19 protein-coding genes are annotated in these 17,441 nt (G+C 60.1%); 3 read left to right on the top strand and 16 right to left on the bottom strand.

The features are described from left to right. Nucleotides 1-103: 103 nt before the first annotated feature. Together AC6CIA_RS06890 and AC6CIA_RS06885 are read right to left on the bottom strand one after the other, a co-directional pair. Entirely contained in the window at nucleotides 104-925 is an 822-nt protein-coding gene (locus tag AC6CIA_RS06890) for an SDR family oxidoreductase (RefSeq protein ID WP_498311205.1), read from the bottom strand. Nucleotides 926-1,128: 203 nt separating this feature from the next. Continuing rightward, nucleotides 1,129-1,608 carry a GNAT family N-acetyltransferase gene (locus tag AC6CIA_RS06885; RefSeq protein ID WP_339529249.1) on the bottom strand — a complete coding sequence of 160 codons (480 nt, stop codon included), beginning with the start codon at nucleotides 1,606-1,608 and terminating at the stop codon, nucleotides 1,129-1,131. Between the two features lie 183 nt (nucleotides 1,609-1,791). Between AC6CIA_RS06885 and AC6CIA_RS06880 the strand changes: the two genes are divergently transcribed. From AC6CIA_RS06880 to AC6CIA_RS06870, 3 genes are all read left to right on the top strand, one after another. Beyond that, a complete protein-coding gene (locus tag AC6CIA_RS06880; RefSeq protein WP_498311204.1) occupies nucleotides 1,792-3,000 on the top strand; it encodes an MFS transporter in 1,209 nt (402 codons plus the stop codon). Nucleotides 3,001-3,085: 85 nt separating this feature from the next. Continuing rightward, nucleotides 3,086-3,424, top strand: coding sequence for a hypothetical protein (locus AC6CIA_RS06875; protein WP_498311203.1), 339 nt, complete (start codon nucleotides 3,086-3,088; stop codon nucleotides 3,422-3,424). 49 nt (nucleotides 3,425-3,473) lie between these two features. Then, the gene (locus tag AC6CIA_RS06870) at nucleotides 3,474-3,740 is read left to right on the top strand and encodes a hypothetical protein (RefSeq protein WP_339529246.1); all 267 of its coding nucleotides are present in this window, start codon (nucleotides 3,474-3,476) and stop codon (nucleotides 3,738-3,740) included. 214 nt (nucleotides 3,741-3,954) lie between these two features. Here the strand turns inward: AC6CIA_RS06870 and AC6CIA_RS06865 are convergent, their stop codons facing one another. From AC6CIA_RS06865 to fabF, 14 genes are all read right to left on the bottom strand, one after another. Continuing rightward, nucleotides 3,955-4,875: a PfkB family carbohydrate kinase gene (locus AC6CIA_RS06865; protein ID WP_498311202.1), complete on the bottom strand. Its 921-nt coding sequence runs from the start codon at nucleotides 4,873-4,875 to the stop codon at nucleotides 3,955-3,957. Then, entirely contained in the window at nucleotides 4,868-6,334 is a 1,467-nt protein-coding gene (locus AC6CIA_RS06860) for a purine-cytosine permease family protein (RefSeq protein ID WP_498311201.1), read from the bottom strand. The genes AC6CIA_RS06865 and AC6CIA_RS06860 overlap by 8 nt, the downstream gene beginning before the upstream one ends. 114 nt (nucleotides 6,335-6,448) lie before the next feature. Beyond that, the gene (locus AC6CIA_RS06855) at nucleotides 6,449-7,450 is read right to left on the bottom strand and encodes an ADP-ribosylglycohydrolase family protein (protein ID WP_498311200.1); all 1,002 of its coding nucleotides are present in this window, start codon (nucleotides 7,448-7,450) and stop codon (nucleotides 6,449-6,451) included. Beyond that, nucleotides 7,447-8,160 carry a GntR family transcriptional regulator gene (locus tag AC6CIA_RS06850; RefSeq protein WP_498311199.1) on the bottom strand — a complete coding sequence of 238 codons (714 nt, stop codon included), beginning with the start codon at nucleotides 8,158-8,160 and terminating at the stop codon, nucleotides 7,447-7,449. Before AC6CIA_RS06850 ends, AC6CIA_RS06855 begins: the two co-directional genes overlap by 4 nt. 70 nt (nucleotides 8,161-8,230) lie before the next feature. Then, the gene (locus tag AC6CIA_RS06845; protein ID WP_498311198.1) at nucleotides 8,231-8,791 is read right to left on the bottom strand and encodes a DUF1285 domain-containing protein; all 561 of its coding nucleotides are present in this window, start codon (nucleotides 8,789-8,791) and stop codon (nucleotides 8,231-8,233) included. 16 nt (nucleotides 8,792-8,807) lie between these two features. Further along, entirely contained in the window at nucleotides 8,808-9,413 is a 606-nt protein-coding gene (locus AC6CIA_RS06840; RefSeq protein WP_498311197.1) for a DUF4823 domain-containing protein, read from the bottom strand. Between the two features lie 108 nt (nucleotides 9,414-9,521). After that, the gene (locus AC6CIA_RS06835) at nucleotides 9,522-10,490 is read right to left on the bottom strand and encodes a GTP 3',8-cyclase MoaA (protein ID WP_498311196.1); all 969 of its coding nucleotides are present in this window, start codon (nucleotides 10,488-10,490) and stop codon (nucleotides 9,522-9,524) included. Nucleotides 10,491-10,629: 139 nt separating this feature from the next. After that, entirely contained in the window at nucleotides 10,630-11,283 is a 654-nt protein-coding gene (locus tag AC6CIA_RS06830; RefSeq protein WP_498311195.1) for a TetR/AcrR family transcriptional regulator, read from the bottom strand. 446 nt (nucleotides 11,284-11,729) lie between these two features. Next, nucleotides 11,730-12,512 carry a TatD family hydrolase gene (locus tag AC6CIA_RS06825; protein ID WP_498311194.1) on the bottom strand — a complete coding sequence of 261 codons (783 nt, stop codon included), beginning with the start codon at nucleotides 12,510-12,512 and terminating at the stop codon, nucleotides 11,730-11,732. Between the two features lie 65 nt (nucleotides 12,513-12,577). Then, nucleotides 12,578-13,564 (bottom strand): DNA polymerase III subunit delta', encoded by a 987-nt coding sequence (locus AC6CIA_RS06820; protein WP_084381226.1) that lies wholly within the window; start codon nucleotides 13,562-13,564, stop codon nucleotides 12,578-12,580. Continuing rightward, nucleotides 13,557-14,189, bottom strand: a complete 633-nt coding sequence (gene tmk, locus AC6CIA_RS06815) for a dTMP kinase (protein WP_498311193.1) — start codon at nucleotides 14,187-14,189, stop codon at nucleotides 13,557-13,559. Before tmk ends, AC6CIA_RS06820 begins: the two co-directional genes overlap by 8 nt. Nucleotides 14,190-14,208: 19 nt before the next feature. Beyond that, entirely contained in the window at nucleotides 14,209-15,327 is a 1,119-nt protein-coding gene (gene mltG, locus AC6CIA_RS06810) for an endolytic transglycosylase MltG (RefSeq protein ID WP_498311192.1), read from the bottom strand. Nucleotide 15,328: 1 nt separating this feature from the next. Beyond that, complete coding sequence (gene pabC, locus AC6CIA_RS06805) at nucleotides 15,329-16,144, bottom strand: aminodeoxychorismate lyase (RefSeq protein ID WP_498311191.1); 816 nt, start codon at nucleotides 16,142-16,144, stop codon at nucleotides 15,329-15,331. Continuing rightward, a complete protein-coding gene (fabF, locus tag AC6CIA_RS06800) occupies nucleotides 16,144-17,388 on the bottom strand; it encodes a beta-ketoacyl-ACP synthase II (RefSeq protein ID WP_498311190.1) in 1,245 nt (414 codons plus the stop codon). Before fabF ends, pabC begins: the two co-directional genes overlap by 1 nt. Nucleotides 17,389-17,441 lie beyond the last annotated feature (53 nt).

The following is a 17,441-nucleotide window of genomic DNA, read 5'->3' as shown; positions in this document are numbered from 1 at the left end:
AATGCGAGTGTGCTTAAGCCGCTTAGCGCGACGGCGGCAGCGAGAACACGGAGTCCTTTTTTCATGAACGGCACCTCTTGTTGTTATGAGTGAGCGACAAGTTTTAATCGTGGTACATCACCGAGCGCCCGCCATCGATCATCAGGCAGGTCGCATTGATAAACGGCGCTTCATCGGTGGCCAGAAACAAGGCGGCCATCGCCACCTCGACCGGCTGGCCGATGCGTTTGGGCGGATGCAGGTCAAACGCACGCTGGCGTTCGGCATGGGGGTCGGGGAAACCGTTCCAGTAGTCGACGTTGAGCTGGGTTTCGATATAGCCCGGCGCAATGGCATTCACGCGGATGCCTTTGGGCGCGTATTCGATGCCAAGGGCGCGTGTCAGGCCGAGCAAGCCGTGCTTGGCCACCGGATAGGGGAAGCAGCCGGGGATGATGTGGCTGGAATGGGTGGAAGCGATATTGATGATGTTGCCGATGCCTTGCTCGATCATATGCGGCAACACTGTACGGCAGCCGAACCAGGCGCCATCCAGGTCGATGGCGAAGCATCGGCGCCAGTCTTCGTCGCTCATTTGCAGCGGGTCGCGGAACACGTTGACGCCCGCACAATTGACCAGCACATCGACGCGTCCGAAACGCTCGAGGGCGACATCGACCAAGGCCCGCCACTGGTCATTGGAGGTAATGTCGATTGGCTGCGCGTAGATTCTGGCACCGCGTTCGCCCCAGTGTGCGGCGAGTTTCTCGATCTTGTCGGCCTGGATATCAGCGATCACCAGGCAAGCTTGCTGCGCCTGGAAGCAGGCGACGATAGCCTCGCCAATGCCTTGGGCGGCGCCGGTGATGATCACTACTTTGTCCTTGAGCCGCTCGCCGTAGGTAGGCTCGGGCACCGCGGGTAATGACAGCGGTTGTGCCTGCATCGCTTCACCTGTTTTATTTTTTGGTAGTGAGTGCTGATGCGGACGACTATAAACCCAGAGCGTGAAACATCTCAATATATAATTATTCATCCCATATATTGAGAGAAGACCTCCGATCCCCTGTAGGAGCAAGCTTGCTCGCGAAGGTCGTTAATGATGACAAGGGAGATCTGGCCCCCCAAAGTATCGAGCATTTACCCTACTCAGCCCTGGGCAAACTCCCGCAGGGCGTCACCTTCCATCCGGTAACGGACCCATTCTTCCTGAGGCTGCGCGCCAATTGATTTGTAGAACGCAATGGCCGGCTCATTCCAGTCCAGCACGCTCCACTCAAAGCGGCCACAGTCGTTGTCGAAAGCAATTTTCGCCAGATGCCGCAACAACTTTTTACCCGCACCGCCGCCGCGTTGCCCGGGGTTGATGTACAGGTCCTCGAGGTACAGACAGTTGCTGCCCAACCACGTCGAATAGCTGAAAAAGAACACTGCAAACCCGATCGGTACACCCTCACGCAAACAGATCAAGCCATGGGCAGTGGCGCCCTCACTGAACAAGCTGCGCTCGATATCCACCACGCTGGCAATCACTTCATGCCGGGCTTTCTCGTAGTCGGCGAGCTCCGTAATGAAGGTCAGGATCTGCGCAGCATCGCTGGGCACAGCGGGGCGAATCTGGATGGTCATGGGCCGGCCTTGGAACAAAAGGAAAGGACACATACTAAGAGGATTTGATGACGGGTTGCAGGGTTTTATGCAGGCCATTACTCCGCTGGACCCGGACCCAAACACCACCAACCACAGAACAAACCATTCACTCGCGCATGGTAAAAAGCTCGCCTTGAATCCAACAACCTCTCGGGCCTGCCCATGTATTCCACGCCTCCGGTTGGCAGAAAACTCTTCGCCCTGTTTTGTCTTGCCAGCTATTTGTTGTCGCTGTCTTACGGTTCGACTTTTCTGCTGTCATTGCTGATTCATGCCCGCGGTGGCAACGAGCATGACGCCGGGAGTGTGATCTCCACGGCGATGCTCAGCACGTTCATCGCCGTGATCGTGTCCGGGCATTTGTCGGACGCCCTGGGGGCCGCGCGCTCGATTGCCTGCCTGGGAGTTTTGCTGGCGGTGGCCTGCCTGGGCTTTGCGCTGACGCCGGGATATGGCGAAGGACTGATGTTCTTCGGTTTTTCTCTGGGCCTGGGTTGGGGCGTCTTCTATACCTTGGGACCGATCATCGTGGCGATGCTGGTGGAGCCCGCCCAGCGCGCCAGGTATTTTGCCCTGCTGTCGGGCAGCATGATGACCGGAATCGGCTCCGGGCCACTGTTGGGAAGAGCGGCAAGTGCCCTGGATTTGCCCCTGACCGCAGCTTTTTATATGGCCGCACTGGCCAGTGTGGTGGGGGTGACGATCTTCTGGCGACTGGGTACACAACTTGCGCGACAACCAAACGTGCTGGGCGCATCGACCTTGTCGAAAATCTCCTGGGCCACGACTTGCCAGGTACTGCGCTCCAAAGCCGTGTTTGCGATCCTCATGGTGGGCTTGGGCGGTTGTGTGTTTGGCGGTTTGTCGAGCTTCCAAACCAGCTATGCGGCGAGCCTTTCCCTGGATTACTCGCTGTTTTTCCTGGGCTTCATGAGTGCGGCGATCACCAGTCGTCTGCTGATTGCCAGCATCGTGGTCAAGCGCGATCCTTATTGGTCGGCATGTGTGCTGTCAGGGCTGATGCTGGCATCGATTCTGATGTTCCGGTTCCTGGTGGATGACAGCTTCAGCTATCTGCTGGCCGCCATTACGCTGGGCGTGGGCTACGGCCTGACGTACTCCGTGATCAATGGCCTGGCGGCCAATGAAGCCCCGGGTGGCAGCATGCCCCAGGCGCTGCTGCTGTTCAGCCTCGCGTACTTTGTCGGTGTGTTCGGTTTTCCGTTGCTTGCCGGCAAGCTGATCGTCGAGCACGGCATGGCGAGTTTGTTGACGGCTGTGCTGAGCGTGGCCCTGCTCAACTGGCTGATCACCGTAGGACGCCTGATCTGGCGCCGAGTCTCGGCACACAAAATCTTACAGGTGAGCTAGAACCGTTCGTCGCCACCTAGGCACAAACCGCAAACGTGAGCTGACCAATATGAGGTAAGGACCTTAATCATATGGAGGCTCCACCATGATCAGTTCCAAATTGACCGCCCTCGCCCTCACCGGCCTGTTGTCCGCCGTTTCGCTGAGCAGCTTTGCCGCCTCGGATCATTCCACCGGCAAGACCGACCCGATTGGCAGCCCGCCCAATGCCGCGACCGAAGAAACCAAAGAATCCATGGGCACCGGCCTCGACACCCATGGCGGCGCAATTATTCAGGACGGCACCGACCCACGAACCCAAGGCAACGACAGCAATCGCCAAGGCCTCGATACGGATGTGGAGAACGGCAAAATAGGCCCGGGCAAAAATGCCATGCCGAACGCTGACGACGAGGACCTCCCGGGCGCTCCGAAACAACCTTGATCCTTTAGCCAGAGACCGCTACCCGACCACTCCCATTGAAGAGGTATGCATGAACGTGGATAAAAACCTTGAGAAAGAAGTGCTCACTCGCCTGCTGCACGCTCATCCCAACGGCTTGGGCAAGGAGGTGCTGGATAATTACCGGGGCGAAAAAGTGGTGGCCGGCACCTTGGCCACGCTTCAGGAACGCGGGTTGATCAAGGACGGTCACGTCACCTGCAACGAAGCCGGCGAACATACGCTTAATCTGCCGATCAAGCTGACGGCCTCCGGTGTCGAGACAGCCCGCAAACTGGAAAGCGAGCCAAGCGAGTAATACCTGTTCCTTCCTGGTCCTGCTGCAAAGGGCCAGGAGGAATTTCACCAGGCCGCCTGGAAGCAAGATGGCCTGTAAAGCAAATAGCGGCCAGTGTAGGCGCCCCCTCGCTCCTACAGTGGGCCTGCGAGATCCTCGTCCGAGCGCCCCTTTTGCCGTAGCCGTCGAAAAAGTCGGGCGTGTCAGATGTTCTGAATCGCCCTGCTCTGTCGCTTCAAGACGCTGCCAGCAACGCATCCACTTGCGCCGCCCCAGGCGACGTCGCGGGGCCCCAGCGGGTGACCGCCAATGCAGCGGCGGCATTCGCCCGCCGTGCAGCGACAGCCGGGGTCAAGCCGTTGGCCAGGCCGGCGATAAAGACACCGGCATGGGCATCGCCGGCACCGTTGCTGTCCACCGCCCGCACCTTAAACCCCGGCACATGCTCTACCTGGCCGTGATGGCTGACCCAACAACCGTTCGGCCCGTCCCGCACCACCAACAACACCTCGGCGGGCAGGTGTTCGTCGAGCTTGATCAGCGCCGCAGCGATGTCCTGGGTGTCGGTAAACGCAAGCGCTTCCGGACCGTTGCTGGTCCAGATATCAATGCGCGGCAACAGCGCGGCCATCACCGAGGAGTCGGGCGCCTTGACCAGCGGCCCCGGATCGAAGACCACAGGTATTTCGCGAGGCAAGGCCGACAGCCAATCCAGCAAGGCCTGGGCTTTTCCTTCAAGCAACAAGCTGTAACCGCTGACGTAGACATAATCGTCAGCGTGAGGCACAGCGCTGGCCAGGTCTTCCGCGCTCAGTTCGCCTTCAGCGCCGAGGTGGGAAATGAAGGTGCGTTCGGTGGTGGCCTCGGTAAGGGACACACACAGGCCGGTGTCCTTGCCCTCACTGGCAGCCAACGCCATTTCGATCCCCTCGGCCTGCATCGCCGCGCGCGCCAGGTCACCGAAACGCCCTTTACCGTGGCGTCCCAGATAGACCACCGGCAAGCCGTTACGCCGAGCGGCGGCCATGACATTGAAACCACCGCCGACCTCGAAGCTGGCGGATTTGGCCAGGACGTCGCCACCGCTGGCGGGCAAGGTATCGAGGGACATGACCAGGTCGACAATCACCTGGCCTGAGTGAATCAGTCTAGACATTGTGGCCCTCTACGACAGCCGGACGACGGTCGGCCGCGCCCCCCAATACCGCATAGATCCCACCGGCGACCAGGAAGGTCACAATCCAGCCCAGGCCGTTATGTCCCAGCCAGGAATCGGACAAAGGCCCGGCGAACCAAATGTTCTCGGCGGTGGTGCCAATGGTGGTGAAGCTGAAGCCCAAGACAATCGCGAGCAGCCAGGCGCCAAAGGCGCGCCATTCAATGCCACCGTGATACCAATAGGCGCTGCTCGGAGTGACATCCAGCAGGTCCTTGGCGCTGTAGTAATGACGATGAATCAGGTCGACCACGAAGATCCCGACCCAAGCCGTGATCGGCACGGCCAGCAGGGAAATGAAGGTGATAAACGGGCCGTAGAAACTGTCGGCGATCAGCATGAAATAGATCGAGCCGGCAAAGATCGCGACGATGTCGACAATCACCGCGTGGACTCGCTTGACCTTCAAACCCAGGGTCAAGGTGGTCAGGCCTGCCGAATACACCGACAGGTTGTTGGACAGCAGCAGTCCGCCAAACGCAGTGATCAGGTACGGCACGGCCATCCACGTCGGCAACATGTCGCGGATCGCAATGATCGGGTCAGTCGCCGAGGCCAGGTCGTTATTGCCCACCGACAACAGGCCGCCCAACGTGATCAGTAACACCAGCGGAATCCCCGCACCGAAGGCGGCGGATGCCACCAGCCGCACGGCCTTGACGCTGCGATGCTGATAACGGGACATGTCGGCGCCGGCGTTGGCCCAACCGATACCGGTCCCGGCGGCCATGGTGCCGACCCCGATAATCATCGCACTGAGTGGTGCCGGCGTGGCGTTGAATACCGCGCTCCAGTCGATGGTTGCGCAGAGAAAGCCACCGACCAGGATGTTCAGCGCGCCAAACACATAGGTCGCCCACTTCTGGATCACCAGCAGCGTCGCATGGCCCAGGCCCGACACGGCCAGGGTCAGCAGCACAAAGATGCCGATGAACAGCAACGTCAGCAGCGGTGCACTTTTAGCGGCCACTGGCGAGTTGAACAGAATCGAGCACAACGACAGCAACACAAAGGCGGCCGTGGTGGTGTTGACGGTTTCCCAGCCCAGGCGCGACATCAGCGAGACCAGGGTCGGGCCGATATTGCCACGTACACCGAAGATCGCCCGGGACAGCGTCAGGCTCGGTGCGCGGCCACGGCGGCCGGCGATGGAGATGATGCCCACCACCGCGAACGAACCGGCGGCGCCAAGGATCGCGACAATGATTGCCTGCCAGATGGCCAACCCGCGAAAAGCCACCAGGGTTGCCCCCAAAGGCAGGCCGAGGATGCTGATGTTGGCGGCGAACCAGACCCAGAACAATTGCAGCGGATGACCGTTGCACTCATTTTCCGGGACCGGCTCGATGCCGCGGGTTTCCAGTTGTCCGGCGCTTTGGCCGGAAGTGGTCGAACTCATGATGGGCTGCTCCTGATGCCTGTTTTTTTGGTTGTGGCAGTTTGAATCCATGGCCGGTCTTCCTGACACGACCTCTGTGTGGGCTTGCTCGCTCACACAGTTCATCGGCGATGCTCAGCGCAACGCCAACAACGCCTCCACCAGCGGCTGCACATCCAGGCCATTGACCTGCTTGACCTGCTCGATCATCGCCGCTGGCCAGCACGCCATACCCAGGCACGCGCCGAGCATGGCCCCGAGCATCGCTGCAATCGTATCGGTGTCGCCACCGAGGCTGGCGGCCATGCACAGGGCTTCGAACGCTTCCATCTCGCCCACCGCTACCTGCTGTGCGAGCGCGAACGCCACCACCACCGACTCCTGGGAGGCGACGGACGTGCCGATCAGTTCGTAGAGCAGATCGGTAAACAACGCTTTGTCGCTGCTGCCGACACTCAGGGTCCGCGCCCAACTGATACGGGTGGCGATACGCCCACCGGCGACCCAATGCCCATGCTGTTCAGCCTGTTGCGCTACCTGAGTGCCGACGTTCAGCGCCTGCCCCAGGTCCTCGCCATTGATCCCGGCCGAAACCACGGCGGCAACCGCTGCGGCGCTGGCAATGCCAAGCGTGGTGTTGTGGGTGACCTGACAGGCCTGGATCACCGATTGAATAAAGCGCTCGGGAGAATTGACGTCCGCAGCGATGCCCACTGGCGTGATACGCATCGCCGCGCCGTTGGTGGTGCCATACCGCCCGGATTCTTCGGGCGTATGGCCCGCGAGGATCATGTCGATCGCACGCTTGGTCGAAGGCCCCAACAGATCCTGGGAGCCTTTGGCGCGCATCATCGCTTCCCACTCGATCAGCCGTTGCGCGAGCACCGTCGGCTCGATCCTACCCCGGCCATCCACCAGCAGTTGGCCCACCAGAATCGCCTGCTCGGTGTCATCGGTGATGGAGCCCGCCGGCATATTCGGGGCAATCGGCTGATCGGCGGCCGCATCTTGCAGCGCGGTGATTTCGCCAAAGCGTGCCTTGACCTGCTCGCGGCTCAAGGATTGAGTGGGCATGCCCAGGGCATCGCCCAAGGCCAACCCGTAGAACGCGCCAAGGGCGCGAGTGTGCGGGGTCATTTCGAGGCTCCAAATTGCAGGTGCAGGCGAAAATGCACTGGGTCGAGCAAACTTTCGACGTACTCCATGAAGCGCTCGCGACGATCGTAAGTGGTACGCAGCGCCTTGAGAAAAACCGTGCCGACCGGGCGCCCCAGCAGCTCGGCATCGAGTTCGTTCAAAGGTTCGGCACCGATCCACTGGTCGCCGCCAGCACCGATGTAACCGTAGGCCGCCAGGGTAATCGTCAGGGAGTCATCGATCAGGCCAACCCGCGGTAAGCTTTCCAGCCCTCCGCCAGCCGGCATCAACGAGCGCTCCAGGGACACGGCAGTGCCGTCCGTGGTGCGCCGGCGGCGGTCAAGGGTAATGAACTGATCACTGCCAAAGCGGCTGCGCAGGTCCGGACGGGTCACGGCCTCCAGGCGCAGGATGTCAGTGGTCACCAGCGCTCCCGTGTCGGCCAGGGCCTGAGCCCAGCCGTTACGCTGATCGAGCACCATGCCATCGAACGTCACGATGGAGCCGACACCGCTCTGAGTGGCGATGTAGTGGCGGCGCTTGAGTTCGGCCAGGGCTTCACGGAGGGTGCCGCGGCTGACGCCAAACTCTTCGGCCAATTGATGCTCACCCGGCAACAGGAAACCGTCGGCCATGACACCGCCTTCGATACGGCGAATCAGCTCATCGACAACGCGTTTTTTCTTATCAAATCGGACATGTCTAATCATGTACAAATTGAAACCGAAAGCATGGGTCTACAGCAAGGAAATTATCTCAGGAGAAATACAAAACCTGATCTCATGGTTCCAGGCCGATGGGGAAAAACACCCCATTACTCCAGACACCCAGCCAGTTCTGTCCCTGGATCTGACGGCTGACCGCCAACTCCACCAATTGATAGAAAGCGTTACGGTGCACCAAGGCTTCGAGGTTAGAACGTACCAACAGGTAAGGCGCGGGCTCCTGGGTTTGCGCGTCGATCATGACTCGCAGCGGATGCTCCGGGCCGGCTTCGACCTGATCGTCCACATTGGTGGTAAACCGCAGGACCTGGGCCTCACCCTGCCCTTCGACATCCAGGGTCACCGCGACAAAGGGCGCATCGTCGACCTGGATCCCGACCTTCTCCACCGGCGTGATCAGGAAATAATCATCGCCATCACGGCGAATGATGTTGGAGAACAACTTGACCATGGGTTTGCGGCCGATAGGCGTTCCCAGGTAATACCAAGTGCCGTCGCGCGCGATGCGCATGTCGATATCGCCGCAGAAATCCGGGTTCCACAGATGGACCGGTGCCGGTCCCTTGCCCTTGGGCAACTGCGCCAACAACTCATTGGCCTTGATCGAACCCGTCATGCGTCTCTCCTTCGATTTACTGGTTGCTCATGCCCAGCAAGCTGCGAGCGTACTGCTGCAGCGGCGGTCCAAGCAAATCTTCGGGTTTATTATCGTGGAACGTCAGTAAACCACCACGGCTGCGAATGCGCGCGGTATCAATCAGATACTGGGTACTGGTCTCGATCAGCATGATCTGGATAACCCCGGTGTCGATGCCCAGGCGGTCCACGGCCTGCTGATCCGACCATTCATCGGCATTCCCGATGCGGTCGTCGGCCTGGGCAAAGCGGGTGTACAACAAATAATGCGCGCCGACACTGCGCGCTTCGGCCATGGCCTGCTCCAGGCCTTGCGGCGTGCGGGCGCGACGGATCATCGGGAAATATTCGATAAAACCATTGAAGGCTTCTTCGGCGACCACGTTAGGTCGTGGGTAGGCGCTGCCCGGTGGCGTGAAGGCGCCTTGGGCGATAAAGATAAACGAGTCCGGCTGTATGCGGACCGAGTTGGAACGACGGGTATCGCTGTGATCCAGCAAACCTGCGTCACTCATGTGATAGCGAGTGCCTTCGGCCATATCACTGACGGTCATGCAGCCACCCAGCGCTAACGACGCCAGCAACAACACCAGACTACGCATCCTATCCTCCAGAAGCCGGTGACGGAAAACCGGCGAATGTGTACGAGATGCAGGTTCTGGGCCATAGAAGCAGCTGCAAGCTTCAAGTTTCAAGCTGCAGGCAAGAAGTCAGCCGCCGATGATTTTCATGACGGTTGCACCGCCGGAGAAGGCGACTTCCTGCTTGTCGCCCAAGGCTTTCATCAGCAGGCCCTGCAAGGCCGGCAGCGCCTGGTGGCGCGGCTTGTCCAACAGGTCGCCGATGTAGTGACGATTGCTCGACGACAGGCAGCCATGCAGCCAGCCGGTGGAGGACAGGCGCAGTCGCGAGCACGTGCGGCAGAACGGCACGCTCTCGTTGGCGATCACCCCAAAGAAGCCTTTGCCCGGCACTTCGTAGCGCACTGCCGTGGCATCCACCGGCGCATTGGCTTGCAGGTATTCGTGATGTTCGCCAATCAGGCTCAACAATTGCTGGAGACTGACGAACTGCTGGAGAAACGCATTGGAATCCTTGGCCAGATGGCCCATGCGCATCAACTCGATAAAACGCAACTCGTAGCCGCGTTCCAGGCAATAGTCCAAGAGCGGCATCACTTGATCAAGGTTCTGCCCGCGCAACGGCACCATGTTGACCTTGATCTTGATCCCGGCGGCGCGTGCCTGGTCCATGCCGTCAAGCACCGTGGCCAGGTCGCCACCACGGGCAATCGCGCGAAAGGCGTCCGCGTCGAGGGTGTCGAGGGAAACATTGATCCGTCGAATGCCGGCTTCCACCAACAGCGGCAGTTTACGCGCCAGCAGCTGGCCATTGGTGGTCAAGCTGATATCACTCAAGCCCATGCGTCCCACCGCGCCCATGAAGGCTTCAAGCTTGGGGCTGACCAGCGGCTCGCCCCCGGTAATCCGCAGGCGATCAATACCGGCCGCCTCGATCAGGTACGCCACGCCACGGGCCATGGCCTCTGCCGAGAGTTCATCCTGCGCAGCCACCAGCCGCTTGCCATTGGGCACGCAGTAAGTACAGGCATAATTGCAGGCTGAAGTCAGGCTGATTCGCAAATTGCGAAAACGCCTGCCTTGACGATCAACGATCATGGATCACTCCGGCAGAGGAAAATGGGGGCGCGCTAAAACCTGACTCATAAATCAGATTTTAGCAAGGTCCTTGCCTGAGTATATTCCTGAGGTACTGCGCCCGGCACTAAATCATCAGGCCATCAGACTGGCGAATGAGTTAGGTGGCGGGTGTCTCTGTGCTCGGCTGATCACTGCTGTGCTTGCGCTTGTTACCCATGCGCACGCCAATATCCATCAGGAACTGGAAGAAACCCTCCTGATCCTCCAGCACGTTGCTCCAGAACGGCGAGTGATACAGCGCAACGGCGCCATGCACCAATGCCCAGGCAGCACAGTAGTGGAAGTAAGGTGGCACGTCTTCGAGCTTACCCTCGCTGATACGGCCCTTGATCAGCAGGGTCAGGCGTTCAAAGTTCGAGGCACGGATCTTGTGCAACTCCTCGACCATTTCCGGGACCTGATTGCCCTTGACCACTTTTTCTTCCAGCCGGTCGAACAAGCGGTAGCGCTGCGGATCACGCATGCGGAATTCGAAATAAGCCCGGGACAAGGCTTCCTTGTCCTTGTCGACATCGGCCGAGTGCAGCAGCTCGTTCAAATCCCGCTCGTAGTCGAGCATCAGGCGCAAATAGATTTCGGCCTTGGACTTGAAGTGTTTATAGATGGTGCCTTTGCCGATACCCACGGCATCCGCAATCATCTCGACGGTGACGCTGTCTTCACCTTGTTCGAGAAACAACTTGAGTGCGGTGTCGAGAATTTCCTGCTCACGGCGGCGAAACTCACGGACCTTACGGGGTTCTTTGTGCATAGAAAAGGTCTGCAAAGGTCAGTATGGGAAGGGGTGCACGCCGCAGGCTTCGTTTGGAGAATGCCTGGCGGAACGTTTTGCCCGGTGCGAGGGATTATCCCGACTGGACGGTCGTTGGGCAACGTCTATATGAACAACCCATGCACTAAACTTGCAGCGCGCCAACGATTTGAAGGAAAACGGTCAGAAACAAGACATTCACTTTCGTGACGTACACCACACAATGAGAACCCAAGCGAAGCGGGCGTATTCCAAATCTGTTTAAAAAACCACCCAAAGCCGCTGGACTGAACGCGATACTGATCAATACTTCAACTGTTGGCGTGACATCTCCCCCAAGTGAAGCGCCAATAGGGGTACCGACGGACTGCGTACCTTTGTTTACTCCTAATGGTCTTAACCCGGATTCCCCCCCCAGAACCCGGGTTTTTTTTGCCGAGGGTTTCTCAGGAAACGTGAGCCAGCGGGAACAGGCGCTTGAAGTTAGCCGTGGTCTGCTCGGCAAAACGCTCGACCGACTCACCCCGCAGCATCGCCAGGTAATCCGCCACCTCCCGTACATATTCCGGCAGGTTGGGTTTGCCGCGATGAGGGATCGGCGCCAGGTAAGGCGAGTCCGTTTCCACCAGCAAGCGATCCGCCGGCACTTGGCGAGCGACGTCACGCAAGGCATCGGCGTTGCGGAAGGTGACGATACCCGAGAGAGAAATATAGAACCCCAGGTCGAGGGCCGCCTTGGCCATGTCCCAGTCCTCGGTGAAACAATGCAGTACGCCGGCCTGGGGCAGCGCCGCTTCACGCAGCAAGCTCAAGGTATCGGCACGCGCCCCGCGGGTATGCACGATCACGGGCTTGCCGGTCTGCCGGGCCGCTTGCAGATGCAGGCGGAACGAGGCTTGCTGCAGCTCGGCGGCCTCCGGTTCGTAATGGTAGTCCAGGCCGGTCTCGCCGATGGCCACGACCCGCGGGTGATTGAGTTCGCCCAACAACCAATCGAGCGCCGGGGCTTCGCCGGGCTTGAGGTCCAGAGGATGGATCCCCACCGAACAATCAACATCAGCGTAACGCTCGGCCAGGGCTTTGACGTCGGCGGCATTTTCGGCACTGACACCGATGCACAGAAAGTGTCCCACGCCGCGCTGGCGGGCAGCCTCGAGGGCGGCATCCAGGGAGCCTCCGTGCTGGGTCAGGTCAAGGCGATCAAGGTGGCAATGTGAGTCTACGAGCATAAGAATTTACAACTTGCGTTACGGAAAGTGTCTGGCCAACGCTACAGCCATCGGCCCCGAGAATCTTAACGGCGGCCGAGCAACCCGACCCATTGCACCAGCAATGCCTCAAGCAACAGCACCCGATTCAGGTTGGCCTTGCTCAGCACCTTCTGCCGCTGGCCGAGGATCCAGTCCTGAATGTTCAAGACCTTGTCCTGGGCGCTCTTTTGCGCCAGGTATTGCACGACTTTGCGCATGTCCATCAAGCCCAGGCCGCTTTCGTCCTGGGTCAACTGGTAGCGCAGGATCAAGCTGGACCAGTCACAAAACCAATCGAACAGCAGCAGCAACGGAATGTCTTTCCAGCCTTCAGCCAATTGCGTGGCCGACTGCTCTTGCTTGAGCAACTTCTTCACCCCATCCACCACCAGCGCCCGCTGCTCGCGCACGCCTTGAGCCTGCAACTTGACCGCTGCCAGGGGTGAGCCGGCGGCCAGCGTCAGCAACTCCACCCGCTCCTGCTCGCTGCACTCCGGCAAGGCCTGCCCCAGCCACTGCAGACTCATGGCCTCGCTCGGCAACGGGCAGGCCTGCTGCACGCAACGGCTGCGAATGGTCGGCAGCAAGCGACTGGACTGATGACTGACCAGCAACAGCACGGTGTCGCCGGAAGGCTCCTCCAGACTCTTGAGCAAGGCATTGGCCGCGTTGATGTTCATCGACTCCACCGGCTCGATCAGCACCACCTTGCGCCCGCCCATCTGCGCGGTCTGCACCACAAAGCTCACCAGGTCACGAACCTGATCGACCTTGATCGCCTTGTCGGCTTCTTCCGGTTCCAGCAAATAGTTGTCCGGGTGACTGCCCGCCTTGAGCAGCAGGCAGGACTTACACTGCCCGCACGCTTCCAGACCTTGCGGTTGCTGGCACAGCAAACTGGCCATCAGCCGCTCGGCCAACGCACGCTTGCCGATGCCCACCGGCCCGTGAAGCAGGTAGGCGTGGGCATGCTGGGTACGACCAGCCAGTTGCTGCCACAGGCTGTCCTGCCAGGGATAGGCTTCAGCCACGGTAAAGCTCCAACAGTTTCGGCAACAAGGCATCCAGCGCCTGCTGAACCTGGCTCAACGGCTGCGCGGCATCCACCAGGAAATAGCGCGATGGATCGGCTTCGGCACGCGTGAGATAGGCACCGCGCACGGCGTCAAAAAATACCCGGCCTTCCTGCTCGAACCGGTCCAGGCGGCCACGCGCACTGGCCCGGGCCAAGCCGACGTCTACCGGCAGGTCGAACACCAGTGTCAAATGAGGACGCAATTGGCCTTGGACAAAGTTCTCCAGCGTGGCAATGCGCTCCAATGACAAACCACGGCCTGCGCCCTGATAGGCGTAGGTGGAGTCGGTGAATCGATCGCAAATCACCACCGCGCCACGGGCCAGGGCCGGACGAATCACTTCTGCCAAATGCTGGGCGCGTGCGGCAAACACCAGCAACAGCTCTGCGTCCGGACTCATGACTTCGTCACCGGGAGTCAGCAGCACCTCGCGAATCCGCTCGGCCAAGGGCGTGCCACCGGGCTCACGGGTCAACAACACTTCTATACCCGAGGCCCGCAAGCGCTCGGCAAGGTATTCGCGGTTGGTACTTTTGCCGGCGCCTTCCGGGCCTTCCAGGGTAATAAACAAGCCAGTCACAGGCAGTCCTTAATCAGAGTCATTGCGGGCTTTGCGGCATCGAATCTTGAGGTTTATCGACGGAATCAACCGGGGACGCAGGCACTTCATCCGCGGGCTGCGTCGAAGGAGCCGGGCTGGAGCGATAGTCGGCGCGGCGCTTGAGTTGAAATTCGCGCACGGCGGCATTATGCGCACCCAGGTTATCCGAGAAAACATGGCTGCCGTCGCCACGGGCCACAAAATACAGGCTGCTGCCGGGCTCCGGGTTCAAGGCGGCATGAATCGCCTCGCGACCGACCATCGCAATCGGGGTCGGCGGCAGGCCGGCATTCACATAAGTGTTATAGGGCGTTGCCTGCCTGAGGTGAGCGCGGGTCAACTTGCCATTATAGTGTTCGCCCATGCCGTAGATGACGGTCGGGTCTGTCTGCAACAACATGCCGATTTTCAGGCGTCGCACAAAAACTCCGGCGATCTGCCCACGCTCTCGCGGCACACCGGTTTCCTTCTCAACCAGCGAGGCCATGATCAACGCCTGGTAAGGCTCGTTGTACGGCAGGTCCGGCGCGCGCTTGCGCCACTCCTCGGCGAGCACGGCATCAAGGCGGTCATAGGCTTTTTTCAGGAACTCGACGTCAGTCATTCCCCGCACAAAACGGTAGGTATCCGGGAAGAACCGCCCTTCAGGGAATTCGTCGGGATGACCGAGTTTTTCCATCACTTCAGAGTCACTCAAGCCAGACAGGGTCTGCTCGATCTTTTCGTGCCTGGCCAACGCGGCGCGTACCTGGCGAAAATTCCACCCCTCCACCAGCGTCAGGCTGTACTGCACCACTTCGGCGCGCTGCCACAGGTCGATCAGGCCCCGGGCAGTCAAACCGGGTTGCATGCGGTACTCACCGCTGTGCAGCGGCTGGCCTTCGAGGTTGAAGCGCCAGTAGACGCGTAACCAGAAGGCGTCCTTGAGCACACCGTCATGTTCCAGGCGATTGAAGGTGCCGGTGGGGGTCGAGCCGGCCGGTACATCCAGCAGTTGTTCCTGGGACAGATTCAGCGGCTGCTTCAAGGCCGAGTCCAGCTTCCAGGCTGAAAAGCCCAGCAGCAAACCCGCCAGAACCAGACCGACTTCCAGCAACAGAATAAATTTACGTCTCAAATCAAACACCCAATAGCGCGCGAACAATGCCCTGCAGTTTACGGGTGAGTGGTCCAGCCGACCAGCTCATTGGCCCACATCCAAGTACCGGCCAGATGCCATAAACGCTGTTGCAGACGAAGACTTCGTCGGCCTGTCGCAGCTGCTCAAGGCTGATATCGATCACGCGCGTCGCGATGCCCGACGCCTCGGCCCGGGCCAACAGCTCGGCCCGCATGACGCCGGCAACGCCACAGCGACTCAACTCGGCAGTCAGCAAGTGGCCGTCATCGACTAAAAACAGGTTGCTGAACACGCCTTCAATGACTCGCCCGGACATATCCAGCATCAATCCTTCGGCGTGATCGGCATCGTGCCACTCGGCACGCGCGATGACCTGTTCAAGCCGATTGAGGTGCTTGAGGCCCGCGAGCAAGGGTTGTTCGGACAAACGGGTAGTACATGGAAAAAGACGTATGCCGGATGAGCCATGCGCTTCGGGATAGGAGGCAGGCGGGCTGCCTTGCAGAATGCGGCGCACCGGCGCGCCAGCGTTGATGCCATAGCCCCGCAGACCGTCGCCACGGGTGAGGATCAACTTGAGTATGCCGTCGCCGAGGGTCGCGGCAAAGGCCAGCAATTCGCTGCGGATCAGCGCGTGATCCGCAACAATCGCCAACCGCCGGCACCCTGCGTCAAGGCGCTGCAGGTGCCGCTCGAGCAACAACGGCTGCCCGGCTTTTACGGCAATGGTTTCAAACAAGCCATCGCCGTAGGCCAGGCCGCGATCTTTCAGGGACACCGCGTCCGCTGGCTGACCGTCGACCCAGTCGAGCATCACTCGGCGAACCGGCGGAACACCAGGGAACCGTTGGTCCCGCCAAAGCCGAACGAGTTGGACAACACCACATCGATTGGCAATTCCTGCGGTTCGTGCGCAACGAAGTTCAGGTCGCAACCTTCGTCCGGTTCATCCAGGTTGATGGTCGGCGGCGCCACTTGATCCTGGATTGCCAACACACTGAAGATCGCTTCCACCGCGCCCGCCGCACCCAACAGGTGGCCCGTCATGGACTTGGTCGAGCTGACCGCCAGCTTATACGCGTGCTCGCCGAACACCGACTTGATGGCCTCGGCTTCCGCCAGGTCGCCGGTCGGGGTCGAGGTACCGTGGGCGTTGATGTACTGCACCTGCTCGGGGTTGACCTTCGCGTCGCGCAAGGCGTTGCTGATGCAACGGGCAGCACCCGCGCCGTCGGCCGGCGGCGAGGTCATGTGGAAGGCATCGCCGCTCATGCCGAAGCCGATCAGTTCGGCATAAATGGTCGCGCCACGGGCCTTGGCGTGTTCCAACTCTTCCAGCACCAGCGCACCCGCGCCATCAGAGAGCACAAAGCCATCACGCCCTTTGTCCCAGGGACGGCTGGCGCGGGCCGGCTCGTCATTGCGGGTCGACAGCGCACGGGAAGCACCAAAGCCCCCCATGCCCAGGCCACACGCGGCCATTTCCGCGCCACCGGCGATCATCACGTCGGCTTCGTCGTAAGCGATATTGCGCGCCGCCATGCCGATGCAGTGAGTACCCGTGGTACACGCAGTGGAAATGGCGTAGTTAGGCCCCTGTGCACCCAGATGGATCGACAGGAAGCCGGAAATCATATTGATGATCGAACCGGGCACGAAGAACGGTGAAATTCGACGGGGGCCGGAATCGTGCAGCGTGCGGCTGGTTTCTTCGATATTGGTCAGACCGCCAATACCCGAACCCATGGCCACGCCGATGCGGTCACGGTTGGCATCGGTGACTTCCAGGCCGGCATTACGCACCGCCTGAAAACCGGCTGCCAGGCCGTATTGAATGAACAGGTCGAGTTTGCGGGATTCCTTGATCGAGAGATATTCCTCGACATTGAAGCCCTTTACCGAGCCGCCAAAACGGGTGGAATAGGCAGAAAGGTCCGTATGCTCGATCAGACCGATACCACTGTGGCCAGCCAGAATGCCCTGCCAACTGCTCGGCACATCCGTACCCAGTGGCGACAACATACCCATACCGGTGACTACGACGCGTCTACGCGACACAGCACTCTCCTTTTTCTTGATGACGACACTTTGCTTCAACGCTCACTTTTCAT

The sequence above is a fragment of the Pseudomonas sp. GQ91 genome (assembly GCF_059758795.1).
The sequence above is the reverse complement of the archived record's forward strand: the minus strand, read 5'-3'. Positions and strand labels throughout refer to the sequence as shown.

Coding starts and splice junctions, on each gene's coding strand:
- AC6CIA_RS06890 (WP_498311205.1), bottom strand. CDS start 925: ATGCAGGCACAACCGCTGTCATTACCCGCGGTGCCCGAGCCTACCTAC.
- AC6CIA_RS06885 (WP_339529249.1), bottom strand. CDS start 1,608: ATGACCATCCAGATTCGCCCCGCTGTGCCCAGCGATGCTGCGCAGATC.
- AC6CIA_RS06880 (WP_498311204.1), top strand. CDS start 1,792: ATGTATTCCACGCCTCCGGTTGGCAGAAAACTCTTCGCCCTGTTTTGT.
- AC6CIA_RS06875 (WP_498311203.1), top strand. CDS start 3,086: ATGATCAGTTCCAAATTGACCGCCCTCGCCCTCACCGGCCTGTTGTCC.
- AC6CIA_RS06870 (WP_339529246.1), top strand. CDS start 3,474: ATGAACGTGGATAAAAACCTTGAGAAAGAAGTGCTCACTCGCCTGCTG.
- AC6CIA_RS06865 (WP_498311202.1), bottom strand. CDS start 4,875: ATGTCTAGACTGATTCACTCAGGCCAGGTGATTGTCGACCTGGTCATG.
- AC6CIA_RS06860 (WP_498311201.1), bottom strand. CDS start 6,334: ATGAGTTCGACCACTTCCGGCCAAAGCGCCGGACAACTGGAAACCCGC.
- AC6CIA_RS06855 (WP_498311200.1), bottom strand. CDS start 7,450: ATGACCCCGCACACTCGCGCCCTTGGCGCGTTCTACGGGTTGGCCTTG.
- AC6CIA_RS06850 (WP_498311199.1), bottom strand. CDS start 8,160: ATGATTAGACATGTCCGATTTGATAAGAAAAAACGCGTTGTCGATGAG.
- AC6CIA_RS06845 (WP_498311198.1), bottom strand. CDS start 8,791: ATGACGGGTTCGATCAAGGCCAATGAGTTGTTGGCGCAGTTGCCCAAG.
- AC6CIA_RS06840 (WP_498311197.1), bottom strand. CDS start 9,413: ATGCGTAGTCTGGTGTTGTTGCTGGCGTCGTTAGCGCTGGGTGGCTGC.
- AC6CIA_RS06835 (WP_498311196.1), bottom strand. CDS start 10,490: ATGATCGTTGATCGTCAAGGCAGGCGTTTTCGCAATTTGCGAATCAGC.
- AC6CIA_RS06830 (WP_498311195.1), bottom strand. CDS start 11,283: ATGCACAAAGAACCCCGTAAGGTCCGTGAGTTTCGCCGCCGTGAGCAG.
- AC6CIA_RS06825 (WP_498311194.1), bottom strand. CDS start 12,512: ATGCTCGTAGACTCACATTGCCACCTTGATCGCCTTGACCTGACCCAG.
- pabC (WP_498311191.1), bottom strand. CDS start 16,144: ATGCTCGACTGGGTCGACGGTCAGCCAGCGGACGCGGTGTCCCTGAAA.